16 protein-coding genes are annotated in these 25266 nt (G+C 42.0%); 11 read left to right on the top strand and 5 right to left on the bottom strand.

Annotated features, from left to right (window positions below; genetic code table 11):
* Positions 1-580: 580 nt before the first annotated feature.
* Positions 581-1951, bottom strand: coding sequence for a chromosomal replication initiator protein DnaA (dnaA, locus tag HG267_RS01585; RefSeq protein ID WP_045869779.1), 1371 nt, complete (start codon positions 1949-1951; stop codon positions 581-583).
* 274 nt (positions 1952-2225) lie between these two features.
* Between dnaA and HG267_RS01580 the strand changes: the two genes are divergently transcribed.
* Both HG267_RS01580 and def read left to right on the top strand, forming a co-directional pair.
* Positions 2226-3497 (top strand): HhoA/HhoB/HtrA family serine endopeptidase, encoded by a 1272-nt coding sequence (locus HG267_RS01580; protein WP_063749822.1) that lies wholly within the window; start codon positions 2226-2228, stop codon positions 3495-3497.
* A 429-nt stretch (positions 3498-3926) separates the two neighbouring features.
* Positions 3927-4460 carry a peptide deformylase gene (def, locus tag HG267_RS01575; protein WP_045869778.1) on the top strand — a complete coding sequence of 178 codons (534 nt, stop codon included), beginning with the start codon at positions 3927-3929 and terminating at the stop codon, positions 4458-4460.
* Positions 4461-4700: 240 nt separating this feature from the next.
* On the opposite strand, the gene HG267_RS01570 is transcribed toward def, so the two are convergent.
* Positions 4701-5255, bottom strand: coding sequence for a TetR/AcrR family transcriptional regulator (locus tag HG267_RS01570; protein WP_045869777.1), 555 nt, complete (start codon positions 5253-5255; stop codon positions 4701-4703).
* A 97-nt stretch (positions 5256-5352) separates the two neighbouring features.
* On the opposite strand from HG267_RS01570, the gene HG267_RS01565 reads away from it, so the two are divergent.
* The 3 genes from HG267_RS01565 to dhaK are packed head-to-tail and all read left to right on the top strand — an operon-like array spanning position 5353 to position 7705.
* The gene (locus HG267_RS01565; RefSeq protein WP_045869776.1) at positions 5353-5970 is read left to right on the top strand and encodes a glutathione S-transferase family protein; all 618 of its coding nucleotides are present in this window, start codon (positions 5353-5355) and stop codon (positions 5968-5970) included.
* 9 nt (positions 5971-5979) lie between these two features.
* Complete coding sequence (locus HG267_RS01560) at positions 5980-6588, top strand: pyridoxamine 5'-phosphate oxidase family protein (RefSeq protein WP_045869775.1); 609 nt, start codon at positions 5980-5982, stop codon at positions 6586-6588.
* Between the two features lie 43 nt (positions 6589-6631).
* A complete protein-coding gene (gene dhaK, locus HG267_RS01555) occupies positions 6632-7705 on the top strand; it encodes a dihydroxyacetone kinase subunit DhaK (protein ID WP_045869774.1) in 1074 nt (357 codons plus the stop codon).
* Between the two features lie 273 nt (positions 7706-7978).
* Here dhaK and HG267_RS01550 read toward each other — a convergent pair whose 3' ends face one another.
* A complete protein-coding gene (locus tag HG267_RS01550; protein WP_096621618.1) occupies positions 7979-9979 on the bottom strand; it encodes a glycosyl hydrolase family 28-related protein in 2001 nt (666 codons plus the stop codon).
* 276 nt (positions 9980-10255) lie between these two features.
* On the opposite strand from HG267_RS01550, the gene dhaL reads away from it, so the two are divergent.
* From dhaL to HG267_RS01530, 4 genes are all read left to right on the top strand, one after another.
* On the top strand, positions 10256-10885 hold the full coding sequence (dhaL, locus tag HG267_RS01545) for a dihydroxyacetone kinase subunit DhaL (protein ID WP_045869772.1): 630 nt from the start codon (positions 10256-10258) through the stop codon (positions 10883-10885).
* Positions 10886-11415: 530 nt separating this feature from the next.
* Positions 11416-17652: a CHAT domain-containing protein gene (locus HG267_RS01540; protein WP_168160961.1), complete on the top strand. Its 6237-nt coding sequence runs from the start codon at positions 11416-11418 to the stop codon at positions 17650-17652.
* A gap of 123 nt (positions 17653-17775) precedes the next feature.
* Positions 17776-19506 (top strand): ShlB/FhaC/HecB family hemolysin secretion/activation protein, encoded by a 1731-nt coding sequence (locus HG267_RS01535; RefSeq protein ID WP_045869770.1) that lies wholly within the window; start codon positions 17776-17778, stop codon positions 19504-19506.
* Between the two features lie 225 nt (positions 19507-19731).
* The gene (locus tag HG267_RS01530; protein ID WP_045869769.1) at positions 19732-20169 is read left to right on the top strand and encodes a ubiquinol-cytochrome c reductase iron-sulfur subunit; all 438 of its coding nucleotides are present in this window, start codon (positions 19732-19734) and stop codon (positions 20167-20169) included.
* A gap of 259 nt (positions 20170-20428) precedes the next feature.
* On the opposite strand, the gene HG267_RS01525 is transcribed toward HG267_RS01530, so the two are convergent.
* Positions 20429-21679, bottom strand: a complete 1251-nt coding sequence (locus tag HG267_RS01525; RefSeq protein WP_045869768.1) for a bifunctional sterol desaturase/short chain dehydrogenase — start codon at positions 21677-21679, stop codon at positions 20429-20431.
* Between the two features lie 709 nt (positions 21680-22388).
* Between HG267_RS01525 and HG267_RS01520 the strand changes: the two genes are divergently transcribed.
* Positions 22389-23471, top strand: coding sequence for a glycosyl transferase (locus HG267_RS01520; protein ID WP_045869767.1), 1083 nt, complete (start codon positions 22389-22391; stop codon positions 23469-23471).
* Positions 23472-23493: 22 nt separating this feature from the next.
* Here the strand turns inward: HG267_RS01520 and HG267_RS01515 are convergent, their stop codons facing one another.
* The gene (locus HG267_RS01515) at positions 23494-24447 is read right to left on the bottom strand and encodes a DUF4351 domain-containing protein (protein ID WP_045869766.1); all 954 of its coding nucleotides are present in this window, start codon (positions 24445-24447) and stop codon (positions 23494-23496) included.
* 363 nt (positions 24448-24810) lie between these two features.
* Between HG267_RS01515 and HG267_RS01510 the strand changes: the two genes are divergently transcribed.
* The gene (locus HG267_RS01510; RefSeq protein WP_045869765.1) at positions 24811-25224 is read left to right on the top strand and encodes a secondary thiamine-phosphate synthase enzyme YjbQ; all 414 of its coding nucleotides are present in this window, start codon (positions 24811-24813) and stop codon (positions 25222-25224) included.
* Positions 25225-25266 lie beyond the last annotated feature (42 nt).

Here is a 25266-nt window from a genome sequence, read left to right as displayed (position 1 = left end):
TTAAAGGTTTTTCCTGCCCTTTTCCCTTTAACCGACAAGTATTGATATCCGTAGCTTGCTAAATTTTTTGGTAACTAATCAAATTTTCATCTACGTAGTAAGTTGTTTCTGATAACGTAATTTTTGATTAGCGATTTTTATCAATATAAAAACCGTTTCCAAGTATTACCTGATTCTGATTGTTGAGTAAAACATACTGACATTCTCTACAGCAATGGTATGAAAATATATCTTTGTTTTTTCCTCTTCCCTGGTTTCAAGACATTAGCTGTGGAAATTGTGGATAACTTCTTTCTAATTTATGTTGAAGGGAATTTCATCACTTACTACCTGTGGAAAACTTGTGGAAAAACCCCTCAACTTTTCCACAAGGTATATATACTTAATTGAAGTTTTCACTCCAAAATATCAAGTTTTTCCCAAAATTTTCCTTAAATAATAAGTTTTTTTCCACAATCTAATAAAAATTTAATATATTTTTATACTTAACTTAATATTCAAGATGAATTACTCGACTGTCAAAGTCAAATATAGATAGTCATGCCTGTGGAAAACTGCCAGTAAACTTGCTCGTTAAATTTTAAGAGCGGCTATTTATATTAATGCGATCGCTCAGTTGACGGAGGGTATTTACTAAAGTGCGATCGCTTTCTCGCAGCTGGGCGATTTTATCACAACTGTAAATCACCGTTGTATGATCTTTACCACCAAATTCTTCACCAATTCTCGGCAAACTCAGATCTGTATGTTGCCGCATTAGATACATACCTATTTGACGCGCCCAGCTAATTTCTCTGCGCCGGGAGTTGCTTTTTAAGTCTTCTACTGCAATATCAAAATTCTCAGCCACTACCTTTAAAATTACCTCTGGGGTAGCGGCTACTTTTTCACTAGGAGTTTCTAAAACTGGGGCAATACTTTCTACTGTCATGGGTAAACCCCAAATCGAGATATAAGCCAGCGCCCGAATTAAAGCCCCTTCCAATTCGCGAATATTAGAAGTGTAATTAGAAGCAATATATTCGATTACATCTGTAGTAAGCCGAATATTTTCGTATTCAGCCTTTTTTTGGAGAATTGCCATCCTGGTTTCTAAATTTGGTGGTTGGATGTCAGCAATCAAGCCCATAGAAAACCGAGAACAAAGTCTTTCCTGAAGCCGAGGAATTTGGTTAGGAGGGCGATCGGAGGCGATGACAACTTGCTTACCCGCCTCATGTAAAGTATTAAAAGTATGAAAAAATTCTTCTTGAGTGTACTCTTTGCCTTCCAGGAACTGAATATCATCCACTAATAAAATATCAGCCGCCCGATAATGCTCTCGAAAACTTTGCATACTATCCTTACGGATGGCTGTAATTAAATCATTAGTAAACTGCTCAGTTGAGACATAAAATATTTTAGAATCAGAACAAATTTCCCAGCGATAATGGCCAATAGCTTGCATGAGGTGGGTTTTACCTAAACCAACGCCACCACATAAAAATAAAGGATTAAACTCCCTCCCCGGAGATTCTGCAACCGCCAATGATGCGGCATGAGCCATACGATTGTTAGCGCCAACTACAAAGCGTGAAAAGACATACTTAGTATTTAATTCATGGGTTTTTTGCTGAGGTTTGGGAATACTTTCGGGAATATTAGATGGTGGTGGTAATTCCCAAGGTGCTTCCCGTTCCTGCAAAGGAGACATTTCATTACCTTGAGCAACGGTAATGTAAATTTCTACAGGATATCCGAGAATATCTTGCACAACATGAGCGATGGTATTTATGTAATATTTCTGTAACCAATTACGTGCAAAAGGATTAGGTGTGCAGACTACTAAACAATTATTTTCTAATCGCTCCGCACTAGCAGTTTTAATCCAAGTTTCAAAGGTAGGACGGGATAATTCAAGCTGTAAGCGCTCTAATACCTGACTCCACAAATTGTCTAGAGGAATTTCCATGATCTACCACCTTGGCTGCTAATCGTCACAATATAAGATAAGTATCTAAACAGAATTAATTACACACATTGTTTTTTGTTCCCTGTTGACTGCTCCCTGTTCCTTGTTCCCTCTCTCGATAAATTTCATTTTGCCCAACGACTGACAAGCCAGCACCAATTTAGCATTCAGATGCTCTAGACCTGGAACCAGCTTTTAAGTTGTAATCATTTTGGGGCATACCCAGTAGGCAAGATCCTACCACCCACTGACTAACACGGAGAAGCAAAGACACATGAAGATCAACAAAAGTTGCTGTGCAGCCCAAATTATTGATACCAAAGGTTTACCCCAAAAGCAGGAAAGAAATAATATGATGTCAATGCTCTTAAAAGTCAGTTTAGTGGTATTTCTGGGAGGTTGCTCTCTTCTACCTAGCAAGACCGTTGAAAAACAAGGAACTGATGCTCAGTCACAAGTAGCACCTCAAAATCCAACTAACCCTGATCCCACAATTGCGCCACCGGCAATTTTTTCATCTTCTAACGATCCTAACTTTGTGGTGGGAGTAGTACAAAAAGTTGGCTCGGCTGTAGTTCGGATTGATTCTTCTCGAACTGTTACCTCTCAGACACCAGATGAATTTGACGATCCATTTTTTCGGCGGTTTTTTGGCGAGATACCATCTCAGCCGCGACAAAGAATAGAACGTGGTAGTGGTTCCGGATTTATTATTAATTCTTCTGGGCAAATTTTGACCAATTCCCACGTAGTAGACGGCGCTGATAGTGTAAGTGTCATTCTCAAAGATGGGCGGACTTTTAACGGTAAAGTACTGGGAGAAGATCCGGTAACTGATGTAGCTGTGATCAAAATTGAGGCGAATAACCTGCCAACTCTAGCTTTAGGTAACTCCGATGCTTTGCAACCAGGGGAGGCTGTAATCGCTATTGGTAATCCTTTAGGATTAAATAATACAGTCACATCTGGAATTATTAGTGCTACTGGTCGCTCTAGCAGTGATATTGGTGCTAGTGATAAGCGTGTTGATTATATTCAAACTGATGCAGCAATTAATCCTGGTAACTCTGGCGGCCCGTTGCTGAATGTACGCGGTCAAGTAATTGGGATGAACACAGCAATTATTCGTGGTGCTCAAGGTTTGGGATTTGCCATTCCTATCAATACTGCACAAAGAATTGCCCAAGAGTTAATTGCGACTGGAAAAGTCGAGCATCCTTATTTGGGTGTGCAAATGGTGACGCTAACACCAGAAATTCGCGACAGAATTAATAATGAATTAGGCGATCGCATTAATCTCACTGCTGATAAAGGCGTTTTATTAGTTAATATTGTGCCCCGTTCTCCCGCCGCCGTTGCTGGATTAAGAACTGGTGATGTGATTCGGAGTATTGATAGTCAGCCTGTCAATAAAATAGAAGACGTGCAAAAGCTCGTAGAAAATAGCAAAATCGGTAATCCTTTACAAATGCAAGTAGAACGAGATGGGAAAGTTACTCAAGTAGCAGTCAAACCCGCGCCTTTACCCATCCGCCGTGAAAGTTGATTGTATCTCAAAGTTTCAAATTAAATTACTAATCACGCCTAATGTGTCTGCTTATGCAAAATGCTTTGTCAGCTTGTATGAACCAACCATTATAGGTTGGGTAATGCTCGTTAATGGACTGCCAAATTAAAAAATAATCAATCACTATAGCCAGCAGGACAATTAGGGGAAGCAAGGGTAACAGGCAAGAAGAATATACAAATCTGCTTTAGTTTTTACAAATGAAATCGGAATGCTAGAGGCTGGGTAATCCCCACTTTAATATGTGGGTTTTTCAATTAAATTTGACTGCTATAATGAGTCAATAAACTTGCAATAATATATATCTTATCAATTATATTTGTTTAAATGGTAGAGATAAATATCAAAGTTTTCAATCCCATATATTTGATGTTTAAATAAGTGATTATTTATTAAGGAGTTTATTCGATGGCTGAATTAATGCCAATTATTCAATTAGGTAATCCCATACTACGCCAAACGGCTAGCTTAATTGATAATATTCAAGATGAGGTTGTACAGAACCTAATTGAAAATTTACTAGTAACTGTTGCCCAATCTAACGGTGTGGGAATTGCCGCACCGCAAATTGCAGAGTCTTATCGTTTATTTATTGTGGCTTCTCGCCCTAATCCCAGATATCCCAACGCTCCAGAGATGGCACCTACAGCAATGATCAATCCCAGAATTATTGGTCATTCTACAGAAGTAGTTAAAGGTTGGGAAGGTTGTTTAAGCGTTCCTGGTATTAGAGGTTTAGTTCCCAGATATCAAACAATTCAAGTAGAATATACTGACCGCTATGGTGAATTGCAACAGCAAGAACTCACGGATTTTGTGGCGCGAATTTTTCAGCATGAATACGATCACCTCGACGGAATTGTCTTTGTTGATCGCTTAGAAAGTACTCAGGACATGATTACAGAACAAGAATATCAACAGCGAATAGTTAATAATCTTTAATTTGTTTACCTCGTCTACTTTGAGAGTGCTGAGTTGTACAGACGCGATTAATCGCGTCTGTACAAGAGGGCGGGGGAAAAATCCCATTTCAGCTTTCATACATAGTGGTGAATTTTCATTCATTATGACTAGCTTGAACATCTGAATAGAAGAAGGGGAAAGAGTAAAAGTTTTCCCTTTTACCCTTTCCCCCTTCCCCTTTCCCCCTGAAAAACGTTTACTTTAATTGTGCTTCCCTAATTAAATTGGTACAACCCTACAGAGTTCTTTTGGGAGTTGCTGAATTACACGCTGAAAGGGAGCCGAATCTTCTAAGCCCTGGGATAAAATTAGCGAACCTTGAATAGCGATCGCAGCATCTTCAGCTCGTTGTTTAGCTAGTTCTTTATCCATACCCGCTTCAATCAACACACTGGCGATCGCATCAATCCAGCCCTGAAATAATTCTTGTACTTTACGGTGAAATACATCTCTTGCTGAACCTAGCAACAAGATGGCGAACACACATGGCTGCTTTCCTCCCTCATAAAGTTCGTTGAGGCGATCGCACATTCGCTGCAATTTTGTCACAGCATCTCCTTCACTCTGAAGAGATGGCAGGATATTTTCTACTAACCATCGTTCTAGATAATCTAGTACCGCCTCCACCATCTCATCTTTACCGCCGGGGAAGTGGTGGTAAAGGCTAGCTTTTCCTAGTCCAGTGGCTTCCGAAATCTTGGCTAGGGTTGCGCCATCATAACCATACTGCCGAAATAGCTGCAACAGACAGGGAATATAAGTCTCTTTAGGCATTTTTATAGGGTGAGCAATTATCTGTTGACATTATACCGAACGAACGGTACAGTAATTCTAGACCGAACGGACGGTACAAAAAGATTGGGACTAACTCATGATTAAGCTTTATGGTCACGAACTATCTGGTAACAGCTACAAAGCAAAATTAATGCTGTCTCTGTTGGGCTTAGATTACGAGTGGATTAAAGTTGATTTGATGACAGGAGCGCATAAAGAGCCGGAATTTTTAGAACTAAATTCCTTTGGACAGGTGCCTTTGTTAGTCGATGGCAATACAGTGTTGGCAGATGCCCAAGCCATTCTTGTATACCTAGCGCGGCAGTATGGCGGCGATCGATGGTTACCCTTAGAAGCTTTACTCCTAGCTCAGGTGATACGCTGGTTATCAACCACTGCGGGAGAAATTCGCCAAGGCCCTGAATCAGCGCGTTTGTATCATTTATTCAAAACCACTAGCATCAATATTGAAAGGGCAAATCAAAAATCAGAGTTCATTTTGACGCAACTCAACAATCACTTAGGAAATCGAGAATGGTTGGAATTAGGACATCCGACAATCGCTGATGTTGCAGTCTTTCCTTATGTTGCACTTGCGCCTGATGGCAAGATTAACTTAGAAAATTACCCAAATATCCTTAGCTGGATTGATCGCATCAAACATCTTCCTGGTTTTGTAGGAATGATTGGCATTGAAGAACCTGTTACGGTTTAGGAGTGTATTATGCCACGCAAATTTGGAGAAATTGCTTTTACACCGGAAGTACTAGCAGCTCAAGAACAACGGGGGTCGAGGCAGACCTATGAACGCTATATTGCCAATGGTTCTGCTAATGATATCATTACCCCAAAAATTGAGGAATTTATTGCTCAACTCGACGGCTTTTATTTAGGAACAGTCAGTTCCAACGGTTATCCATATATTCAGTTTCGTGGCGGCCCGCCCGGTTTTTTGAAGGTGTTGGATAAGAAGACGCTGGGCTTTGCCGACTTCACTGGAAATGTACAGTACGTTACGGTAGGTAACCTGTCGGGTAATGATAAAGCCTTCATCTTCTTAATGGATTATCGTCACCGCAAACGCATCAAGATTTGGGGAAGAAGCAAATATGTTGAAGACGATCCAGCTTTAATTGAACAGCTAAGAATGCCAGGATATCCAGCAGAAGTAGAAAGAGCGATTCTGTTTCATGTAGAAGCAATTAGCGAAAACTGTCCCCAACATATTCCTATCCGCTATTCGGTGGACGAAGTCGAAGCGATGATTGCTCCTTTACAAGCCCGCATTACACAATTAGAACAGCAACTAAGCGATCGCCTGACGGAACTGTAAAATAAATCCTGGGATGTAACAAATTCTCAGGCAGGCATGGATCATGAAAAAGCTGATTAACAAGCCAGAAGACTTTGTGCGGGAAAGCTTAGAAGGTATGGCGGCGGCTCATGCTGATTTAATTCAGGTGAGCTATGAACCAACCTTTGTCTATCGAGCCGATGCGCCCGTACAGGGGAAAGTAGCAATTATTTCTGGTGGTGGCAGTGGACATGAGCCAATGCACGCTGGTTTTGTGGGTAGGGGAATGCTTGATGCTGCTTGTCCGGGAGAGGTTTTTACTTCACCTACCCCCGATCAAATGTTAGCCGCAGCCCAGAAAGTGAATAGTGGGGCAGGTATCCTTTATATCGTCAAAAACTACAGTGGCGATGTAATGAACTTTGAAATGGCAACGGAATTAGCCCAAGGTGAGGGTATCCGAGTGCTGAATATTTTGATTGATGATGATGTCGCAGTTAAAGACAGCCTTTATACTCAGGGCAGGCGGGGTGTCGGTACAACAGTACTGGCGGAGAAAATTTGTGGTGCAGCAGCTGAGGCTGGATATGATTTGCAGCAAATAGCAGATTTATGTCGTCGAGTAAATTTGTATGGGCGGAGTATGGGAATTGCCTTGACTTCCTGTACAGTACCAGCTAACGGTTCGCCGACATTTACATTAAGCGATCGCGAATTAGAAATTGGCATTGGGATTCATGGCGAACCAGGTAGAGAACGCATCGCTGTACAATCTGTAGATGAAATTACTGAGAGTTTAGCACGAGCAATTATTGACGATACAGGCTATAGCCGGACAGTTAGAGAGTGGAATGCAGAGCAAGGGGATTGGGTAGATGTAGAACTGACAGATCCACCATTGCAAAAAGGCGATCGCGTACTTGCTTTTGTCAATAGCATGGGTGGTACTCCCCTTTCGGAACTTTATCTTGTCTATCGCAAACTAGCCCAAATCTGCGAACAGCAAGGATTGCAAATTGTACGCAATTTAATTGGCCCTTATATTACATCTTTAGAAATGCAAGGATGCTCAATTACCCTATTGAAGCTAGATGATGAAATGATTCGGCTTTGGGATGCACCAGTTAAAACCCCAAGCCTACGTTGGGGAATTTAGGGTTTGGTAATGGGTAATGGGTAAGGGGTAATGGGTAAGGGGTAAGGGGTAATGGGTAAGGGGTAATGGGTAATGGGTAAGGGGTAATGGGTAAGGGGTAAGGGGTAATGGGTAAGGGGTAATGGGTAAGGGGTAATGGGTAAGGGGTAATGGGTAATGGGTAGGGGTAATGGGTAAGGGGTAATGGGTAATTGGTAATTTAAGTTTGATGTTGGTTATTTCTACCCTACCTCCTCATCCCCCTCATCTCCCTCATCCCCCCTACGCTAATAATTATTTTGCTGGCTGATCAAAACCTGAATACATTAACATCACTATTCCGTTAGCTGTATATCTACCTGGAATCTTAGATCTCACTAGGGTTTTAGTAGTATTACCCCGTGTTTCTTCAACCCATATTTGATAGCTATCTCCATCAAAAGATGCTTCAGCAATGCCAACAAAACTGGCAGAAGCATTAACAATGCGGAATAGTGGATCTTTTGGATCTTGTTTACCAGCAGCATAAACCAACCCACCTAAAAGTTCGGTTGCACCGCCTTTAATAGTTGCAATTTTAGTTTTACCTTGCTCGGTTTTAAATCCTAAAATCCAAAGTTTAGCTCCACTATTGACTATGTTAGTTTCCCTAGCACCTTCAGGATTTAACTGACGTGCCCAAATATGTTGAGCAGAATTATTGAATCTCAATTTATCCATGACAGCATCATCAATAAAGAGGTCGCCAGAGCCTGTACTTTCTAAATTCAAGTGAGTAATACTACGATAAACAATCGTCCGATTAGCAACTGTCTTCCATTTCAATTTTGAGCCAAATCCCACAAAGAAGTTTTCAATAATTAAGATGGGTTGAGTGCCGTTTTCTGCAACTATCTCTCCATTGCCTTCAATCCAACCCTCAGTTCCCGTAAATCTTTGCACTTTACCTCTAAGTCGGAGAGTACCATTAATTGTAAAAGTTCCAGTTTGGGGAACTAATACTGTAGTTGCGCCAGAATCTATAGCGGCTTGAAAAGCATCTGTATCATCTTTTTTATCATTAGGTTTTGCACCAAATTTCTCTACACTTATCCATGTTTTGGGGTTACTCCACGCTAGTTTAGGAAATTGCTTAATTGGTAGCCGTAAAGATTTTGAAGGTGAAGGAAATTCAGCCAGGATGGGGTGAGAAGTAAACTCGTCGATGACACTTTTTTTAATAGTTTTGTTGGCATTTTTGGCATTACTGGCAAGAATATCTTTGTAGCCAGAGGATACGACATTTCTGGCATAGATAAACCCAGCAGAAGTAATTGCAGAGATAGTTTTAGCTTTACCACGACCGATCAGCTTGGCATTTACTAGTGTTAATGTACTTCCTGGATCGTTACCTTCATTCGGATTTTTACCATTAATAATTGCTGGGACGGAATTAAAACTAGTGAACCCTTCAAGGCTCATTGGTTGACCGCCATTGAATATACCAGCGCTTCTTTGATTGCGAACTGTAATATTCTGTAAGGTAATACCGTTAATACCGTTATTTGTACGTATTCCAGTATCAAATCCCACAATTTCTACATCTTCAACTAGCAAGGGGCCGACTTCACCATGAGTTAGTGCTAAACCTGTTGTCCCTTGACCATCACCAGAGATGATTTTAACGCTACGTACTGCTCCTTGATTATTGGCAGCAAAATTGAGTCCTTCTGCACCTGGATTCTTCTTACCTGTATTAATAGTTAAGTTTCTTACCGAATTCCCAAAGCGTTGAGCTACCAAACTGGCTTTAAAATTTTCAGATTTGGGGTTTAAGTCTGGGTCAAAACCTGTAGAAATAACTGGTCGAGGCTGCTTAGGGTTTTGAAATTTAGGAGCAGCATCTTGGAGTTGAATAATTACTCCTTCTTTGCTTTGTCCTTGTAGCACAATTCGCTTGTAATCAGAGCGAAAACGCTCACCTGTAGCCCAATGTAAGGAATCTGAGATGTTATATACGCCATTGGGTAAATAAATAGTTTTTCCCCCACTGGGAAACTTACTCAATGCTTTTTGGATAGCCTCTGTATCATCCTGACTATCATTAGGTATCGCTCCATATTCAGGAGAAGTAACATTGATAACACCTGCATTTTCTGGATAGATAATATTCTCTTTTGGTTTGGCGATCGCAGCACCAAAGGCAGCAATCTGATTTTCACTATTTTTGCTATAGTCAACGCAAGTAGTAGTGAAGAAAGCAATTAAAAATAATAAAGGAAGTAGTTTTAAAACTAATGACCGAGGACGAATCATAAATGTATATTCCCTTGGCTAATTTACAGAAAGTCGGCAGGAAAGCACACTAATTACAGAGTGGAATCAACTGCACCCACCGACTTAGGGTATTCATGGAGCATAAGTATTATTTCTCATGCCATAAACCCGCGAAATCCACTCCTTTTATATGTAGGATGAGCTTCAGTACTTCTTACTGTTACATCTGCCAAACACACTTAGCCGTAAAAATTCGGATAGAATACTACGCTAGCTTGGCCAAATATTAGCAAATCTAGGTTTCAAAGGTTACAGATGGTAAGCAAAGAGCAGATTTTGCAATGGTTGCAGGCATTCGCCAGTGAAATAGAGCAAAATAAAGCATATTTAACCGAATTAGATGCAGCGATTGGTGATGCTGACCACGGTATTAATATGAATCGCGGGTTTCAAAAGGTAGTTAGTCAATTACCAACGGTTGCTGATCAAGATATTGGTAGCATTTTAAAAGCAGTCAGCATGACCTTAATTTCTAGTGTTGGGGGTGCAAGTGGCCCACTTTATGGAACTTGGTTTTTACGTGCTAGTACGGATGTAGCTCATAAGCAAGAACTGAATGAACAGGATTTGTTGGTATTACTTCAGGCTGGTTTAAATGGCGTGCTTCAGCGTGGTAAAGCTCAACTAGGAGACAAGACAATGGTGGATGTTCTATCTCCCGCAGTGACGGCTTTTGCACAAGCTGTAGATGAAGGTGGCGACACTGTAACAGCATTGCAGCAAGCAGTAGCAGCAGCAGAACAAAGTTTACAGGCGACAATACCGATGTTAGCTAAAAAGGGACGAGCTAGCTATTTGGGAGAACGAAGTATTGGACATCAAGATCCGGGAGCTACTTCTGCTTATTTAATGTTGAAATGTTTGTTAACAGTGGTGCAAAGTTGACGCACAAATATAAGCAATTCTGATTCGCGAGATTGAGATCCCCGACTTTTTGAAAAAGTCGAGGATCTGGGTAGCAGCGTTTGCTTAAGTAAGTGCTATTCGACTCTATTAGAATCCGATTTGTGACACAGCTAATTTGGATGCATAAAAAACTCTTGTGGGATGGGTGTCTCACCCGTCCAGGGCTGACAAGATGTCCACCCCACAAGAAAAATTATTGCAACATCTTAGCTGATTTTTATTGATGTGAAACTTATTAATTAAATATGCAGATAATAATTTTTATTAATTATTATTACAGTTTATTCATAGTAGCTGTAACAGAAAAAGCAGCATATACTGAGAATCTGAAAATTTTAAAATACCTATTTGTCAATATATTTTCTTATATTTGACCAGATTTCGGGCGTTGACAGGCTAATTTTTTTACATACTAATTTTTCTACTACTTGCTATTTCAGGAAAATTTAATGATGAGGATGCCAGCAATTTTTTTTGTAATCAGGGCAAAATCTATATTTGCTAAATTCATGAGTCCCCTGGCAACTTTAGCGATGATTTGTGGGCTGTTTTCTGCATCTGTCAAAGCCCAATCAATCACTCCGGCTAATGATGGCACTGGAACTGTGATTACTACCGAAGGCAATAAGATTGATATTAGCGGTGGTAGTTTGAGTAGCGATCGCACTAATCTATTTCACAGTTTCTCTCAATTTGGGCTAGATGCAAATCAAACGGCAAACTTTCTTTCGCAACCATCAATTCAAAATATTTTAGGGCGTGTCACAGGTAATAATGCTTCATTAATTAACGGATTGATTCAGGTTACTGGTGGCAATTCCAATTTATATTTAATGAACCCTGCGGGGATTATATTTGGTTCTGGTGCGAGTTTAAATGTCCCGGCTGCGTTTACAGCAACAACAGCAAATGCCATAGGGTTTGGTAACAACCAATGGTTTAATGCGATTGGTGCCAATAATTACGCTAATTTGATTGGTAACCCTACAGAATTTGCCTTTACCACAAGCCTGGGAGGGATTATCTTCAACGCTGGGAATTTGGCTGTGGGTGAGGGACAAGGCTTAATATTACTGGGTGGAATGGTGCTAAATACAGGGACAATTACTGCACCTGATGGTAACGTCACAATTATGGCAGTCCCTGCCGAGAAAGTTGTGCGGGTAACTCCCAGCAATAGTTTATTGAGTTTGGATTTACCTGTAGAGACAAAAACCCAAATTAACCCCCAAGCATTTTCGCCGCTATCACTGCCATCATTGCTCACTGGTGGTAACCTCAAAAAAGTCACAGGCGTAACTGTGGAAAATGGCGTGGTTAAGCTGATTAGTACGAATACAGTAATTCCTACAGATGTTGGTACAACTGTTGTTAGCGGACAAGTCTCTGTTAGTAATTCCCAAGAGTCTAATACTACACCGCAGATTAATATTTTAGGCGATCGCATTGCCCTATTAAATGCCAATATCAATGCTTCTGGCAGTAATGGCGGTACCGTCTTAATCGGTGGAGATTACCAAGGTAAAGGCACTGTTCCCAATGCAACCCATACATTTGTTAGTAGCGATAGTGCGATCGCAGCTGATGCGTTGCAAAATGGTAACGGTGGCAAGGTAATTGTCTGGGCGGATGATACAACCCGCTTCTTTGGCAATATATCAGCTAAAGGTGGTGCGATCGCAGGTAATGGTGGATTAGTCGAAACATCAGGAAAACTTTCCCTGAATGTTGCAGGTAGCAAAGTCGATGCTAGCGCCGCTAATGGACAACCGGGTATTTGGTTACTAGATCCAACCGATATCAATATCGTTACTGGTGGTAGTGGAACACCAACAGGGGGACTGTTTGACCCAGCCAATAATAGTGATATTGATCCATTAACTATTGCAACTGCCTTAGATAATGGCACAGATGTCACCATCACAACTTCCAGTGGTACAGGAGGTAATGGTGATATTACGCTAACGAATGGGATTAACCAGACAGGCGGTGGGAATGCATCTCTAACGCTGACGAGTAGGCAATTTTTCAATCCCAATTATTTAATAAACATCAATTTATCTAGTACGGGCAACTTGACGTTTAATCTCAATCAGGTGAACCCGGAGACGAATGCATCAACTGATTCAATTCAAAATGCAATTGACGCAATTGGTACAGTAGCAGGAAATAGCATCATTAACTTAGGTGCAGGCACTTACACAGGTAACACAGTCTACATTTTTGAAAAAACGTTGACAATAAATGGTGCTGGGGCAAGTAATACCATATTTGATGGTAATAATATTAACCAAGTATTTGGTATTTTCAGTCAAGGTACCGTCACCATTAATAACTTGGCAATTATTAACGGTAGAGGTTTTGGTAGTGATGGTGGTGGTATTGCTTATTTCAGTTCTAGTTCTGGCACGCTGAATGTGAACAATGTTACCTTTACTGGTAATTCGACAGCATTTGATGTAGAAGGTGGTGGCAATGGCGGCGCTATATACAGCGAATATGGCACACTGAATGTCAACAACAGCACCTTCAATAGCAATTCGGCAACCGACGGCAATGGTGGCGGCATTTACAGCTTTTATAGCACACTGAATGTCAACAACAGCACCTTCAGAGATAATTTAGCTAGTGACGGCGGCGGTGGCGGTATTTACAACATCAGTGACAATCAAAGCGGGTTGGATGTCAACAACAGCACCTTCAATGCTAATTCAGCAATCGATGGTGGAGGTATTTACAACGATGGCATTGATGGAGGCAGGTTGGATTTCAACAACACCAACTTCATTAGCAATTCGGCGACCAGCGGCGATGGTGGCGGTATTTACAACTACGATACTACAGGAAATGTCAATAACAGTACTTTTAGCGGTAATTTAGCTAGTAACGGCCGCGGTGGCGGCATTTACAACGAGGGTTTCTATATAAATGTACTAACTGTCAACAAAAGCACCTTCAATGCTAATTCAGCAACCGATGGTGGAGGTATTTACAACAACGATGGTGTCTCGTTGAATGTCAACAACAGCAGCTTTGCTAGCAATTCAGCGATTAACGGCAATGGTGGCGGCATTTACAACTTCCTTGACACATTAAATGTCAATAACAGTACCCTGAGCGGTAATTTGGCAACCGACGGTGGTGGTATCTTGAGCGACTCTCGTGCGCCAACAACGCTGAAGAACACTATTGTTGCAGGTAACACTAGTTCCCAAAATCCTGATGTTTCTGGGGTTCTGCTTGGGAGTAGTAGCAACAACCTCATTGGTGACGGTACTGGTACAACAGGTATCAGCAATGGCGTAAACGGTAATCAGGTGGGTACAGCCGCTACACCAATTAATCCTCTACTCTCTGTTTTGGGAAATTATGGAGGTTCTACGCAGACATTCGCCCTGCTACCAGGTAGTCCTGCAATCAATGCGGGAATTTCTGATACTAACATCACCACAGATCAACGTGGTATTAGCCGACCTCAAGACGCAACACCAGATATCGGTGCCTTTGAGTTAGTAGGTTATACTCTCACGCCTACTGCTGGATCTGGACAAAGTGCGATCGCAAACAATCCTTTTTCAACCTCTTTGCAGGCAAGGGTTACAGAAAATGGTTTTAATCAACCTATTCCAGGAATTACAGTTAATTTTACAGCCCCTACAACTGGCGCATCTGCCAACTTTACAAGCGGCACAACTCTCACCACTGATAGCGCTGGAAATGTGAGTATTCCAGTCACAGCCAACACCGTTGCAGGTAGCTATGCAGTCACAGCCAGTAGTGGCGTACTTACACCCGCCAGTTTCAGTTTAATTAATAACCCAGATGTGGCATCTGCCATAATCGCTACAGGTGGGACACCGCAAACTACGGTTGTGAATACTGCATTTACTAATGCCCTACAAGCGAAAGTTCAAGACCAATACGGGAATGCGATCGCTAACGCCACTGTTACCTTCAACGCACCCACAACAGGCGCAACTGCTAACTTTACTGGAAGTACTACTCTTTCCACCGATACCAGTGGAAATGTCAGCATCCCAGTCACAGCCAATACTATTGCAGGTAGTTACAACATCACTGCTAATAGTGGTTCACTCACCCCAGCCAGTTTCAGTTTAATTAATAACCCAGATGTGGCATCTGCCATAATCGCTACAGGTGGCACACCGCAAACTACGGTTGTGAATACTGTATTTACTAATGCCCTACAAGCAAAAGTACAAGACCAATACGGGAATGCGATCGCCAACGCTATTGTCACCTTTAACGCACCCACAACAGGCGCAACTGCTAACTTTACAGGAAATACCAGCCTGACGACTGATACCAGTGGAAATGTCAGCATCCCAGTTACAGCTAACACTGTTGCAGGTAGTTACAACATCACTGCTAATAGTGGTTCCCTTACCCCTGCCAGTTTCAGTTTAATTAATAACCCAGATGTGGCATCTGCCATTATCGCTACAGGTGGCACACCGCAAACTACGGTTGTGAATACTGCATTTACTAATGCCCTACAAGCAAAAGTACAAGACCAATACGGAAATGCGATCGCTAACGCCACTGTTACCTTCAACGCACCCACAACAGGCGCAACAGCGAGTTTTACAGGTAATAGCAGCCTGACGACTGATAGCGGTGGCAATGTCAGCATCCCAGTTACAGCCAATACTGTTGCAGGTGGCTACAGCATCAGCGCTAGTAGTGGTTCACTCACCCCAGCCAGTTTTAGTTTAATTAACAACCCAGATGTGGCGGCGGCAATTATCGCTACAGGTGGCACACCGCAAACTACGGTTGTGAATACTGTATTTACTAATGCCCTACAAGCAAAAGTACAAGACCAATATGGGAATGCGATCGCAAACGCTACTGTTACCTTCAACGCACCGACATCAGGTGCAACTGCTGGTTTCACAGGAAATACAACCCTAACCACTGATAGCAGTGGAAATGTCAGCATTCCAGTCACAGCCAACACTGTTGCAGGTGGCTACGCAGTTACAGCCAGTAGTGGCGCACTCACACCTGCAAGTTTCAGTTTGATTAATAATCCTGATGTTGCCTTCTCCATCATCGCTACAGGTGGCACACCGCAAAGTACTATCGTCAACACTGCATTTACTAATCCACTACAAGCAAAAGTACAAGACCAATATGGAAATGCGATCGCTAACGCCAATGTCACTTTCAACGCACCCACAACTGGCGCAACTGCTAATTTCTCAGGTAATACCAGCCTCACGACTAATAGCAGTGGTAATGTGAGTATCCCAGTCACAGCCAATACAGTTGAAGGTAATTACACAGTTACAGCTAACAGTGGCGCACTTACACCTGCCAACTTCAGTTTGACTAATAATGCTGCTTCTGAAGTTCCCACTACACCAACAGTTCCAATTGATACGCCCAATCCAGAAGTTCTGAAGAAACCGCCCTCTACACAAATACCAGTAACTATCAATTCCACACCAGAGGTTGTACTTGATACTGCTGTAGCAAATATTGAGCAAGAATACACTACTGAGTATAAAGAATACTTAGGAGAAGAAGCTAAACCTAATCTTGAAGCCCCCAACACAGCCCGTAATATTCTGCAACAAATTAGTGATGCCACAGGTATTCAACCTGCACTAATTTATGTCAATTTCATCCCTACGAGCGTTTCACCTGCAATTACACTCAAGCAGAACAAAGCAAAAATTCTACCATCCCCAAACGATCGCTTGGAATTGCTAATAGTGACTGCCCAAGGTTTACCAATTCGGAAGGTATTACCTGTAACGCGATCGCAAGTTATCGCAACAGCCCAAACCTTTATTAAGGATATTACCAAGAGTTCACGGAATAACAGCTATAAAGATCCAGCGAAAAAATTGTATGAATGGCTGATTACACCTTTAGAACCTGAACTGCAAGCACGCAAGGTTAATAATATTGCATTCATCATGGATACGGGATTGCGATCGCTCCCTGTCGCGGCCCTTTATGATGGGCAAAAGTATTTGGTAGAAAGCTATAGCGTCGGTTTAATGCCCAGTCTTAGCCTGACTGATACCAAATTTGTGGACATTAAAAAGGCTGAGGTTTTGGGTATGGGTGCATCGGAATTCCGCAACCAAAATCCTTTACCAGCAGTACCTACAGAATTAGCAACTATTACTTCCCGGTTATGGCAAGGTAATTTCTTCCTCAACGAAAGCTTTACTCTGACAAATCTGCAAAAGCAACGTCAGCAAAAACCCTTCGGCATTATTCACCTAGCTACTCACGCAGAATTTGAGCCAGGCGATCGCGGTAATTCTTACATTCAGATGTGGGATAGCCAATTGAAAATGGATCAGCTACGAAAACTGGGCTGGAACAATCCCCCTGTGCAGCTAGTGGTTTTAAGTTCCTGTCGAACTGCGATCGGAGATAAAGAGGCCGAGTTAGGCTTTGCAGGTTTTGCTGTACAAGCTGGTGTGAGAACAGCACTAGCGAGTTTGTGGTACGTGTCCGACGAAGGGACTTTGGGATTAATGAGTGAATTCTACGAAAAATTAAAAAAAGCCCCCATCAAAGCCGAAGCACTCCGCCAAGCGCAAATCGCCATGATTAAAGGTCAAGTCCGCTTGGAAGGAGGGAAACTCAAAACTTCTAATGTGAATGTGACTCTACCACCCATCCTTGCCGAACTCGGTAACCAAGAATTACGGCATCCATATTACTGGTCAGCTTTTACACTCATTGGTAACCCTTGGTAAAGGCTGAAGTGTCAAGTATAAAGTCTGAAATGTTACTCAACACTCATAAAGCTTCTAGCAATTTTATAAGCAGTAATTTATACTTCATCTTTTATCCTTTAAACTTAATACTTATTTATTTTTATGTATCTTATATTTCGTCGGTTTTGGTTGTCGGTCTTCTTGGCTGGCTTGGCATTATTTCCGAGTTTATCTGCGATCGCGCAAACAGCCCCGGTGCAAGTACCTCCTCAACCAAACCCAAATCTTGATCGCTTTCCCCAATCCCCGCCAACGCCTCAACCTTTACCAACAAATGAACAGCAGCCGACTCTACCTAACCCACCACCCACAACAACCACACCAGCAGATCCAACTGTCAATATTTCGGTTCGCAAGATAGAGGTTATTGGTAGCACCGTCTTCAGCCCCGAAGAAATTTCTACCATTACTAAACCTTTAGAAAGCCGTTCTGTAACTTTAGCGGAACTCCAGGGGGCTGTAGATCAGATTTCTGAGCTATATCTCAAACGAGGATATATTACCTCTAGAGCAATTCTCACCGAGCAGACAATTACTAATGGCGTTGTACAAATTCAGGTAATTGAAGGTGGGGTAGAAAAAATCGAAGTACTAGGAACTGAAAAAGTTAATCCTAGCTATGTTCGCAGTCGCATACAACTGGGTACTGTTTCACCTTTGAGCAAAGATAAATTAGAAGATCAACTGCGCTTACTGAAAGTCGATCCCCTGTTTAGCAACGTAGAAGCTTATCTCAAACAGGGAACAGAATTAGGGCAAAGTATTTTAACAGTGCGTGTTGAAGAGGCACCTGTTTTTTATGGTTCTGTTGGTATAGATAATTACTCACCTCCCGGTGTCGGATCTGAGCGTTTTGGTGGGTTTATTAGTAACCGCAATCTCACAGGCAATGGTGATGAAATTACCGCTTCCTACTATCGCTCAACAACAGGCGGTTCCAATGCCTATGATTTTAGATATCGCCTGCCTGTAAATCCCATGAACGGTAGTATTCAACTGCGGGTTGCACCAAGTAGCAGTAGAATTACTGACCCAGAGTTTGAAGTTTTTGGCATCAGTAGCGATACCAACTTATACGAAATTAGTTATCGCCAACCATTAATTCGCAATCCCCGTGAGGAATTTGCTTTATCTTTGGGCTTTGCTTGGCAAGATGGTCAAACATTCTTATTTAACGACACACCTACACCTTTTGGGATTGGCCCCGATGCTGAAGGTAACAGCCGCACAAGAGTATTGAAATTTGGGCAAGATTATCTCAAACGCGATTTACAAGGGGCCTGGGCACTGCGATCGCAATTCAATATCGGCTTAAATATCTTAGATAGTACTACCAACTCTGACCCCATCCCTGATGGGCAGTTTTTCAGTTGGCTGACCCAAGTGCAACGTGTACAGCGATTCTCTAAAGACAACTTGCTAATTGCCCAATTAGACTTACAACTTACCCCTGATAGTTTGCTACCCTCGCAACAGTTCGTGATTGGCGGTGGACAATCTCTGCGGGGTTATCGACAAAATGCCCGTTCTGGCGACAATGGATTTCGCTTATCTGTAGAAGACCGAATTGTAGTTGACTATAACAACTCAGGGCAGCCTACCATGCAATTAGCACCATTTATCGATGTAGGCGCTGTCTGGAACAAATCAGACAATCCCAACAAACTAACTAATCAAACCTTCTTAGCAGGTTTAGGCTTAGGTCTAATTTGGGAACCCATTCCCCACTTATCCGGTCGCTTGGACTACGCACTTCCTTTAGTTGATTTAAGCGATCGCGGTAACAATGCCCAAGATCATGGATTTTATTTTAGTTTTGGATATAACTTTTAAGGGGACTGGGGATTGGGGACTGGGGACTGGGGACTGGGGATGAGGGAGATGAGGGAGATGAGGGAGATGAGGGAGATGAGGGAGATGAGGAAGAATAAAAGACAAACACCAATGACCAATGACCAATTACCAATTACCAATTACCAATTACCAATTACCAAACCCTCACCACCAAATGATTTACTCTATTGTGTTAGTTAAACTTACGTAATTCTTCCAGCACTTATGAAACGTCGTGATTTTATTAATTGGGTGGGTTTAGGTTGGCTAGCGAGTTCTTTACCTGTTGCGATCGCAGCTTGTAGTTCCGAAACAACGACATCTACAACTGCAACTACACCTGCAACATCTGGGAATGGGGTAAAAGTTGGTACTGTTGCAGAATTAGATAAAACTGGTCAGTTGCTTTTGAAAGAATCACCTGTTGGGCCTGTATTAGTAGTTGGTAAATCCCAATCTGGAAATCTGATTGCTGTTAACCCTACCTGTACTCATAAAGGTTGCACAGTCGCCTGGAAGGAAACCGCCAAACAATTTGTCTGTCCTTGTCATGACTCGGAATTTGGGGCTGATGGCAAAGTGATAGAAGGCCCTGCGGATAAACCTCTCAAAACTTACACAGCTAAAATAGAAGGTGATTCTGTTGTTGTTCAGGCAACGTAAGGGACTTCTAGCTCAAAAATATCTTATTGCTTTTTTGACAGGGGGGACTCCTGACAGGTGTAGCTTTTTGATGTGGGCATGAATGGGCACTATGAACTACATGTTCAGGATTTTCAACTCTTAATTTGGTTTGGGGAAAGGTGAAAGGGTAAGGGTTAAAGGTTTTTTCTTGCCCCTTTTCCCCTTTCCCTTTTGCCCTTAACCAAGTTTAATCACGAATTACAAATTACGAATTAGTAATTATGTTGATAATGGCAGATTAGTTCAAAGATTGAACCTTTTTACTAAAGATTCGGTAGTAAAGCCAAGTGCTAACTTCCTTCAACGGAAACAGCAGATATGTCAGGGGATTGATGGACACAATAATATTGCGGAAGTCCCGCTTTGCTAAAAACAAAATTGCACGGGCTACTTGCGGCGCTGACATCACCCCATAAGGATTAAGTTGACTCTTAAACGGCCCCAGAATTAACTTGCGAATTATACAATCCCCATCCAAACGCTTGAGGGTAACAATATCTCCGATAGCGCGTTTACTGAGTTCATAAAGAGGACTTAAAGCCGGAGATACTTCAGCTTCGGAAGTGTTAACCCAAATTTCTTTAGTTGCTTTGGATTGCGGCCCGGTAACGGTTGCCAAAAATATATCCATCAACCGCAATGTAGAAAAAGTATTCACCTCATAAGAAGACTCAATTGCTTCTGAGGTGCGGTTAGCGTAGACATTGACACCGTGATTGATAATCAAAATATCAACTTTCTCTAAAGCAGCTTTTAACTCTGCTTCCTTACCCAATTCCCAAGCAATTACAGTTAGCTTTTCTTGAGGCTGTAGTTTTTCGGGATTGGTAGTTAAGGCTACTACCTTGGCATTATTTTTAATCAATTCAGCAGTCAATGCTTGCCCTAAAGCACCGGAAGCACCAGTTAAAGCAATGGTTTTACCTTTAAGAGATAAACCTGTTCCCAATACCGTATCTACTAAAGGAAACACACCACTGTAATAGGCGTTAACATCATCAAAATGATGTCGCCAGTGGTAAGAACGATTTACCCACCAAACCGAGGGAATAGTTTCTAATGGCCCGGGGAGGTGAGTGTAATCTGTATCAATTTTACCGAGAAAATATCGCCGGGACGCGCCATATAAAAAGGTGAAAGCATAGACTACTCCCAACCAAAAGCCCCATTGCTGTAGCAGTAAAGCCATCACAGTCAAAACTACAACCAGTAGCGTTGACTCGACAATATCATTGTATAACTGAGACTCTTGGTAAATTTTTAAAGAAACTACCGATAAATCGCGGCGATACGCCATGTGGTGCTTATTATGCCATTTACCAAGCGAGGGGACATAGTGACACAAAGCATGATAGCTATCTCTCACTATCTCTACCAACAACAGCGAGACTAATCCCCAACTAGCAAACTGCAAGCAGGTATTTACCAGATTCCAATTTATCTGTAATTGAGCCGCAATCTCAGCCCAGCTTTGTGCTAAAACATTCATCGTAATTTTTCTGTACTCGGTTTTTATCAGCGCTAGTCCCGCTATGAAGAAGTCAAAAGTCAAAAGGAGCCAGTGCGTTGCGCGGGTTTCCCGCGTTGTAGTAACTGGCGTTCAAAAGTCAAAAGACTTGATCTTCTCAGCTTTTCTTCACTTCATATTTCAGCTTTTTTGTACTAGCGCCTTGATTAACTGATCAAATAGCAGGTTAAGCACCTTAGCCATGAGTTTATCATTGACCCGTGTGAGTGGGGTTTGTAGCGGACAAGATGCGATCGCGCTTATTTTATATACTGATAGATATTTTTACATGTATTTAAATGTAAATACTAATAAGCTTCAATACATACATTTCAGTGAATGATAAATTGTAGTGGACTGACAGGCCTAAAATGAGGCATTAGATTTGATGAAATTAACCGCAGATAAACGCCGATATAGACGCGCATCGGTGTTCGCGTAGCGTCTTTGCAGGAGAAGCAGTGCCCCCTTGCGGTTCCCCGACTTTTTCGCGTAGCGTATCCGCAGGATTCACCCGGAGGGCTTTTCGCAGGGTACGCCGATGAATTTTTGCTATTGCATCAAATTAGCTGTTTTAGTCCAGTAGGGTGTGTTACGGCTATGAAAGAATTTGGGTCTTAGCGACAATGAAATTTAGCCGTAATCTCTCTTTCCAGTGAACTGTTAACAGTCAACCTTCAACACTATGAATATGGAACGCCCAATTTTATACATAGCTATTACTAACCACGGTTTTGGTCATGCTAGTCGCATGGCATCAGTCGCCGCCACTATTCAAAAGTTATGTCCAGAAGTTTTGTTAATCATGGTGACGACTGCACCGAGGTGGTTACTAGAGTGCTACATCGAAGGTGATTTTATCCATCGTCCTAGGGCTTTTGATTTGGGTGTCATCCAAGCAGATAGCTTGACAATGGATAAAGCTGCGACTTTAGACAAATTAAGAGAAATTAAGCAGAAGCAGAATTCCCTAGTGGCATCGGAAGTCAATTTTATCCGCCAAAATCGCGTCCATCTGATCTTGGCGGATATCCCCTTTCTCGCCTCTGTAATTGCTAAGGCTGCAAATATCCCCTGCTGGTCGATGAGTAACTTTGGCTGGGATTTTATCTATCGTGATTGGGGTGGGGAATTTTTGGAAATTGCTGACTGGATTAGTGAGTGTTATTCAAAATGCGATCGCCTGTATCGTCTCCCTTTCCATGAGCCAATGTCTGCTTTTTCCAATATTATTGATGTGGGTTTAACAGGTGGTTCACCCCGTTACGCTGCTGATGATTTGCGTTCCATCTGGGGTATCGCTGCACCTGTGGAAAAGACGATTCTACTGACTTTCGGCGGCTTAGGTGTGCAGCAGCTTCCTTACGATAACCTGCGCTTTTTCCCCGATTGGCAATTTATTGTATTTGATCAATCTGCCCCAGATTTACCCAATGTAGTAAAAATTACTGACCGTAAATACCGACCTGTAGATTTTATGCCGATTTGTGGGCGAGTTGTATCTAAACCTGGCTACGGTACTTTTGCGGAGGCTATTAAATTAGAAGTACCTATTGCTACTGTTACTCGTGAAGGCTTTGCGGAAGCAGCTTTTTTAGTAGAAGGATTGATAAATTATCATCCGCATCAAATCCTTACCCCATCTGAGTTTTTCCAAGGAACTTGGGATTTTCTGTATCAACCCCTGCTGCAACCAAAGCTATCCCAACCAATTGCTAAAGATGGCAATGAAGCGATCGCAAATGCTGTGATGCAATATTTTTCTATGAGTTAAGAGCGATCGCACTACACAAATCCTACTCGGCAGGATTTGCTTCCAACCAGCTAAGTAAATCCTCTAGTCCTGTAAAATCTAACAAAGCCTCGCCAAGTGCTTCTAATTGCCCTAGAGAAAGCGATTGAATGCGTTCTTGAATTTCCGGAGGTAACTCTCCCACCCGTTTTTTTACTTGCCGTAGCACTAGACTTTGTGCTTGTTCCTGTTGTCCCCGTTCGTAGCCAATACGTTCACCAGTTGTTACATAGCTCATAGTTCGCTCCTGTTCAAACTGCTTAAATTCTTCCCAAAACTCCGCTTCCAATGCTTTTGGTAAAATCATAACCCAATCAATAAATTGGTAGAGGTTACGAATATCTTTTTCTTGCAGTCCTTGTTCGTATAATCGACGGATTAAGCTAAATTTCCAAGTTTTGCGATCGCCTGGTTTTTTACTTGTCTGCTGCGTTTTTAAATGTGCCATCACAACCGTTGCAAATGGGTTATCGCTCTTCTCTAACTCTGCCCAACGGTTTTGATAATCGAGAAGTTTGACGGTGCCAAATTCAAAATTTAGCCTGGTATTGGGATAATTATAATTGTATTGATTTGGTCGCCAATTTGGTTCAGCATCGCACAGAATCGCCAAGCTAATTGCTGGTTTGCCAAATTTGTCAAATATTCGCAGATTATAAGAAAACATCCTTTGGGCAAAGTTCTCTTCCGGTCTGGCTTGAATTTCAACATGAATTAATAGCCAAATTTCTTCTCCTTGAATTTGCCAAACTTTGACCAATTTATCTGCGTATCTTCTGCCTTGTTCAGCATCACGCGCTATTTGCTGAAACTCTTTATCTAAAAATTCATGAGGACGTTCCCAGTCAATTAGTATGGCGGTTTCTGGGAAGAAAAAATGCATGGCTTGGGGAAAGTACGCTTCTAATATTTCTTTCCACGGTGAATCATTATCGGCTCTTTCTAATTCCTCAGTCATGGGGATTTTTAATTTTGCTTTTCTTCGACGGATATATTAAAGAATACTCTAGTGTCGATTATTGCCATACTAAAGATGATTTACTTACACAAATCCGCGGCGATCGCACTATGAGGATGATGCTGCTCCTAAGTTGTGTGATATATTCTCAATCAGCAAGCGAATTCTAATAGCCCCAGACTACCAAACTTCACTCGTGGTACTACGAGATTTATTTATAGGTGCTATTAATTTTGAATTTTGCGAAAAGTTGCGTGCGGGGGTTCCCCCCGTTGAGGAGGCGGTGCGTTGGGCGGGTTTCCCGACTTGTAGCAACTGCCGTCAAACTTTTCAAGACGAATTTTGAATTCGGAGCAAAGCGACGTGACTCATTACCAAAAGCTACTTAGAGTTTCCACTACTGGCAAGTCTTTTCAAAATATCACCGCAAAAATTGAAGCGATTGTTGCTGAGTCGGGGGTGGAAACTGGCCTGTGTACTCTATTTTTACGCCACACTTCCGCTAGTTTAGTGATTCAAGAAAATGCTGACCCTGATGTGCTGGTGGATTTGGCTAACTTTATGGCGAAACTTGTACCAGAATCAGGCAAGTACATTCATGATGCAGAAGGGCCTGATGATATGCCGGCGCATATCCGTTCTGCTTTGACTCATACCTCAGAACATATCCCCATTAATCGCGGCCATTTGGTGTTGGGGACTTGGCAAGGTATTTATGTTTGGGAACATCGTCAGCGCAGTCATGTTAGAGAATTAGTAGTCCACATCTCTGGATAGGGACTTTCAACTAAAGAAATATACTATAGGACTAGCCCTTTC

Origin of the sequence: Tolypothrix sp. PCC 7601 (genome assembly GCF_025677855.1) — a bacterium.
Lineage (GTDB): Bacteria > Cyanobacteriota > Cyanobacteriia > Cyanobacteriales > Nostocaceae > Aulosira > Aulosira diplosiphon.
Note: the sequence above shows the minus strand (reverse complement) of the source record. Positions and strands in the feature narration are given on the sequence as shown.

Coding starts and splice junctions, on each gene's coding strand:
- dnaA (WP_045869779.1), bottom strand. CDS start 1,951: ATGGAAATTCCTCTAGACAATTTGTGGAGTCAGGTATTAGAGCGCTTA.
- HG267_RS01580 (WP_063749822.1), top strand. CDS start 2,226: ATGAAGATCAACAAAAGTTGCTGTGCAGCCCAAATTATTGATACCAAA.
- def (WP_045869778.1), top strand. CDS start 3,927: ATGGCTGAATTAATGCCAATTATTCAATTAGGTAATCCCATACTACGC.
- HG267_RS01570 (WP_045869777.1), bottom strand. CDS start 5,255: ATGCCTAAAGAGACTTATATTCCCTGTCTGTTGCAGCTATTTCGGCAG.
- HG267_RS01565 (WP_045869776.1), top strand. CDS start 5,353: ATGATTAAGCTTTATGGTCACGAACTATCTGGTAACAGCTACAAAGCA.
- HG267_RS01560 (WP_045869775.1), top strand. CDS start 5,980: ATGCCACGCAAATTTGGAGAAATTGCTTTTACACCGGAAGTACTAGCA.
- dhaK (WP_045869774.1), top strand. CDS start 6,632: ATGAAAAAGCTGATTAACAAGCCAGAAGACTTTGTGCGGGAAAGCTTA.
- HG267_RS01550 (WP_096621618.1), bottom strand. CDS start 9,979: ATGATTCGTCCTCGGTCATTAGTTTTAAAACTACTTCCTTTATTATTT.
- dhaL (WP_045869772.1), top strand. CDS start 10,256: ATGGTAAGCAAAGAGCAGATTTTGCAATGGTTGCAGGCATTCGCCAGT.
- HG267_RS01540 (WP_168160961.1), top strand. CDS start 11,416: ATGAGTCCCCTGGCAACTTTAGCGATGATTTGTGGGCTGTTTTCTGCA.
- HG267_RS01535 (WP_045869770.1), top strand. CDS start 17,776: ATGTATCTTATATTTCGTCGGTTTTGGTTGTCGGTCTTCTTGGCTGGC.
- HG267_RS01530 (WP_045869769.1), top strand. CDS start 19,732: ATGAAACGTCGTGATTTTATTAATTGGGTGGGTTTAGGTTGGCTAGCG.
- HG267_RS01525 (WP_045869768.1), bottom strand. CDS start 21,679: ATGAATGTTTTAGCACAAAGCTGGGCTGAGATTGCGGCTCAATTACAG.
- HG267_RS01520 (WP_045869767.1), top strand. CDS start 22,389: ATGGAACGCCCAATTTTATACATAGCTATTACTAACCACGGTTTTGGT.
- HG267_RS01515 (WP_045869766.1), bottom strand. CDS start 24,447: ATGACTGAGGAATTAGAAAGAGCCGATAATGATTCACCGTGGAAAGAA.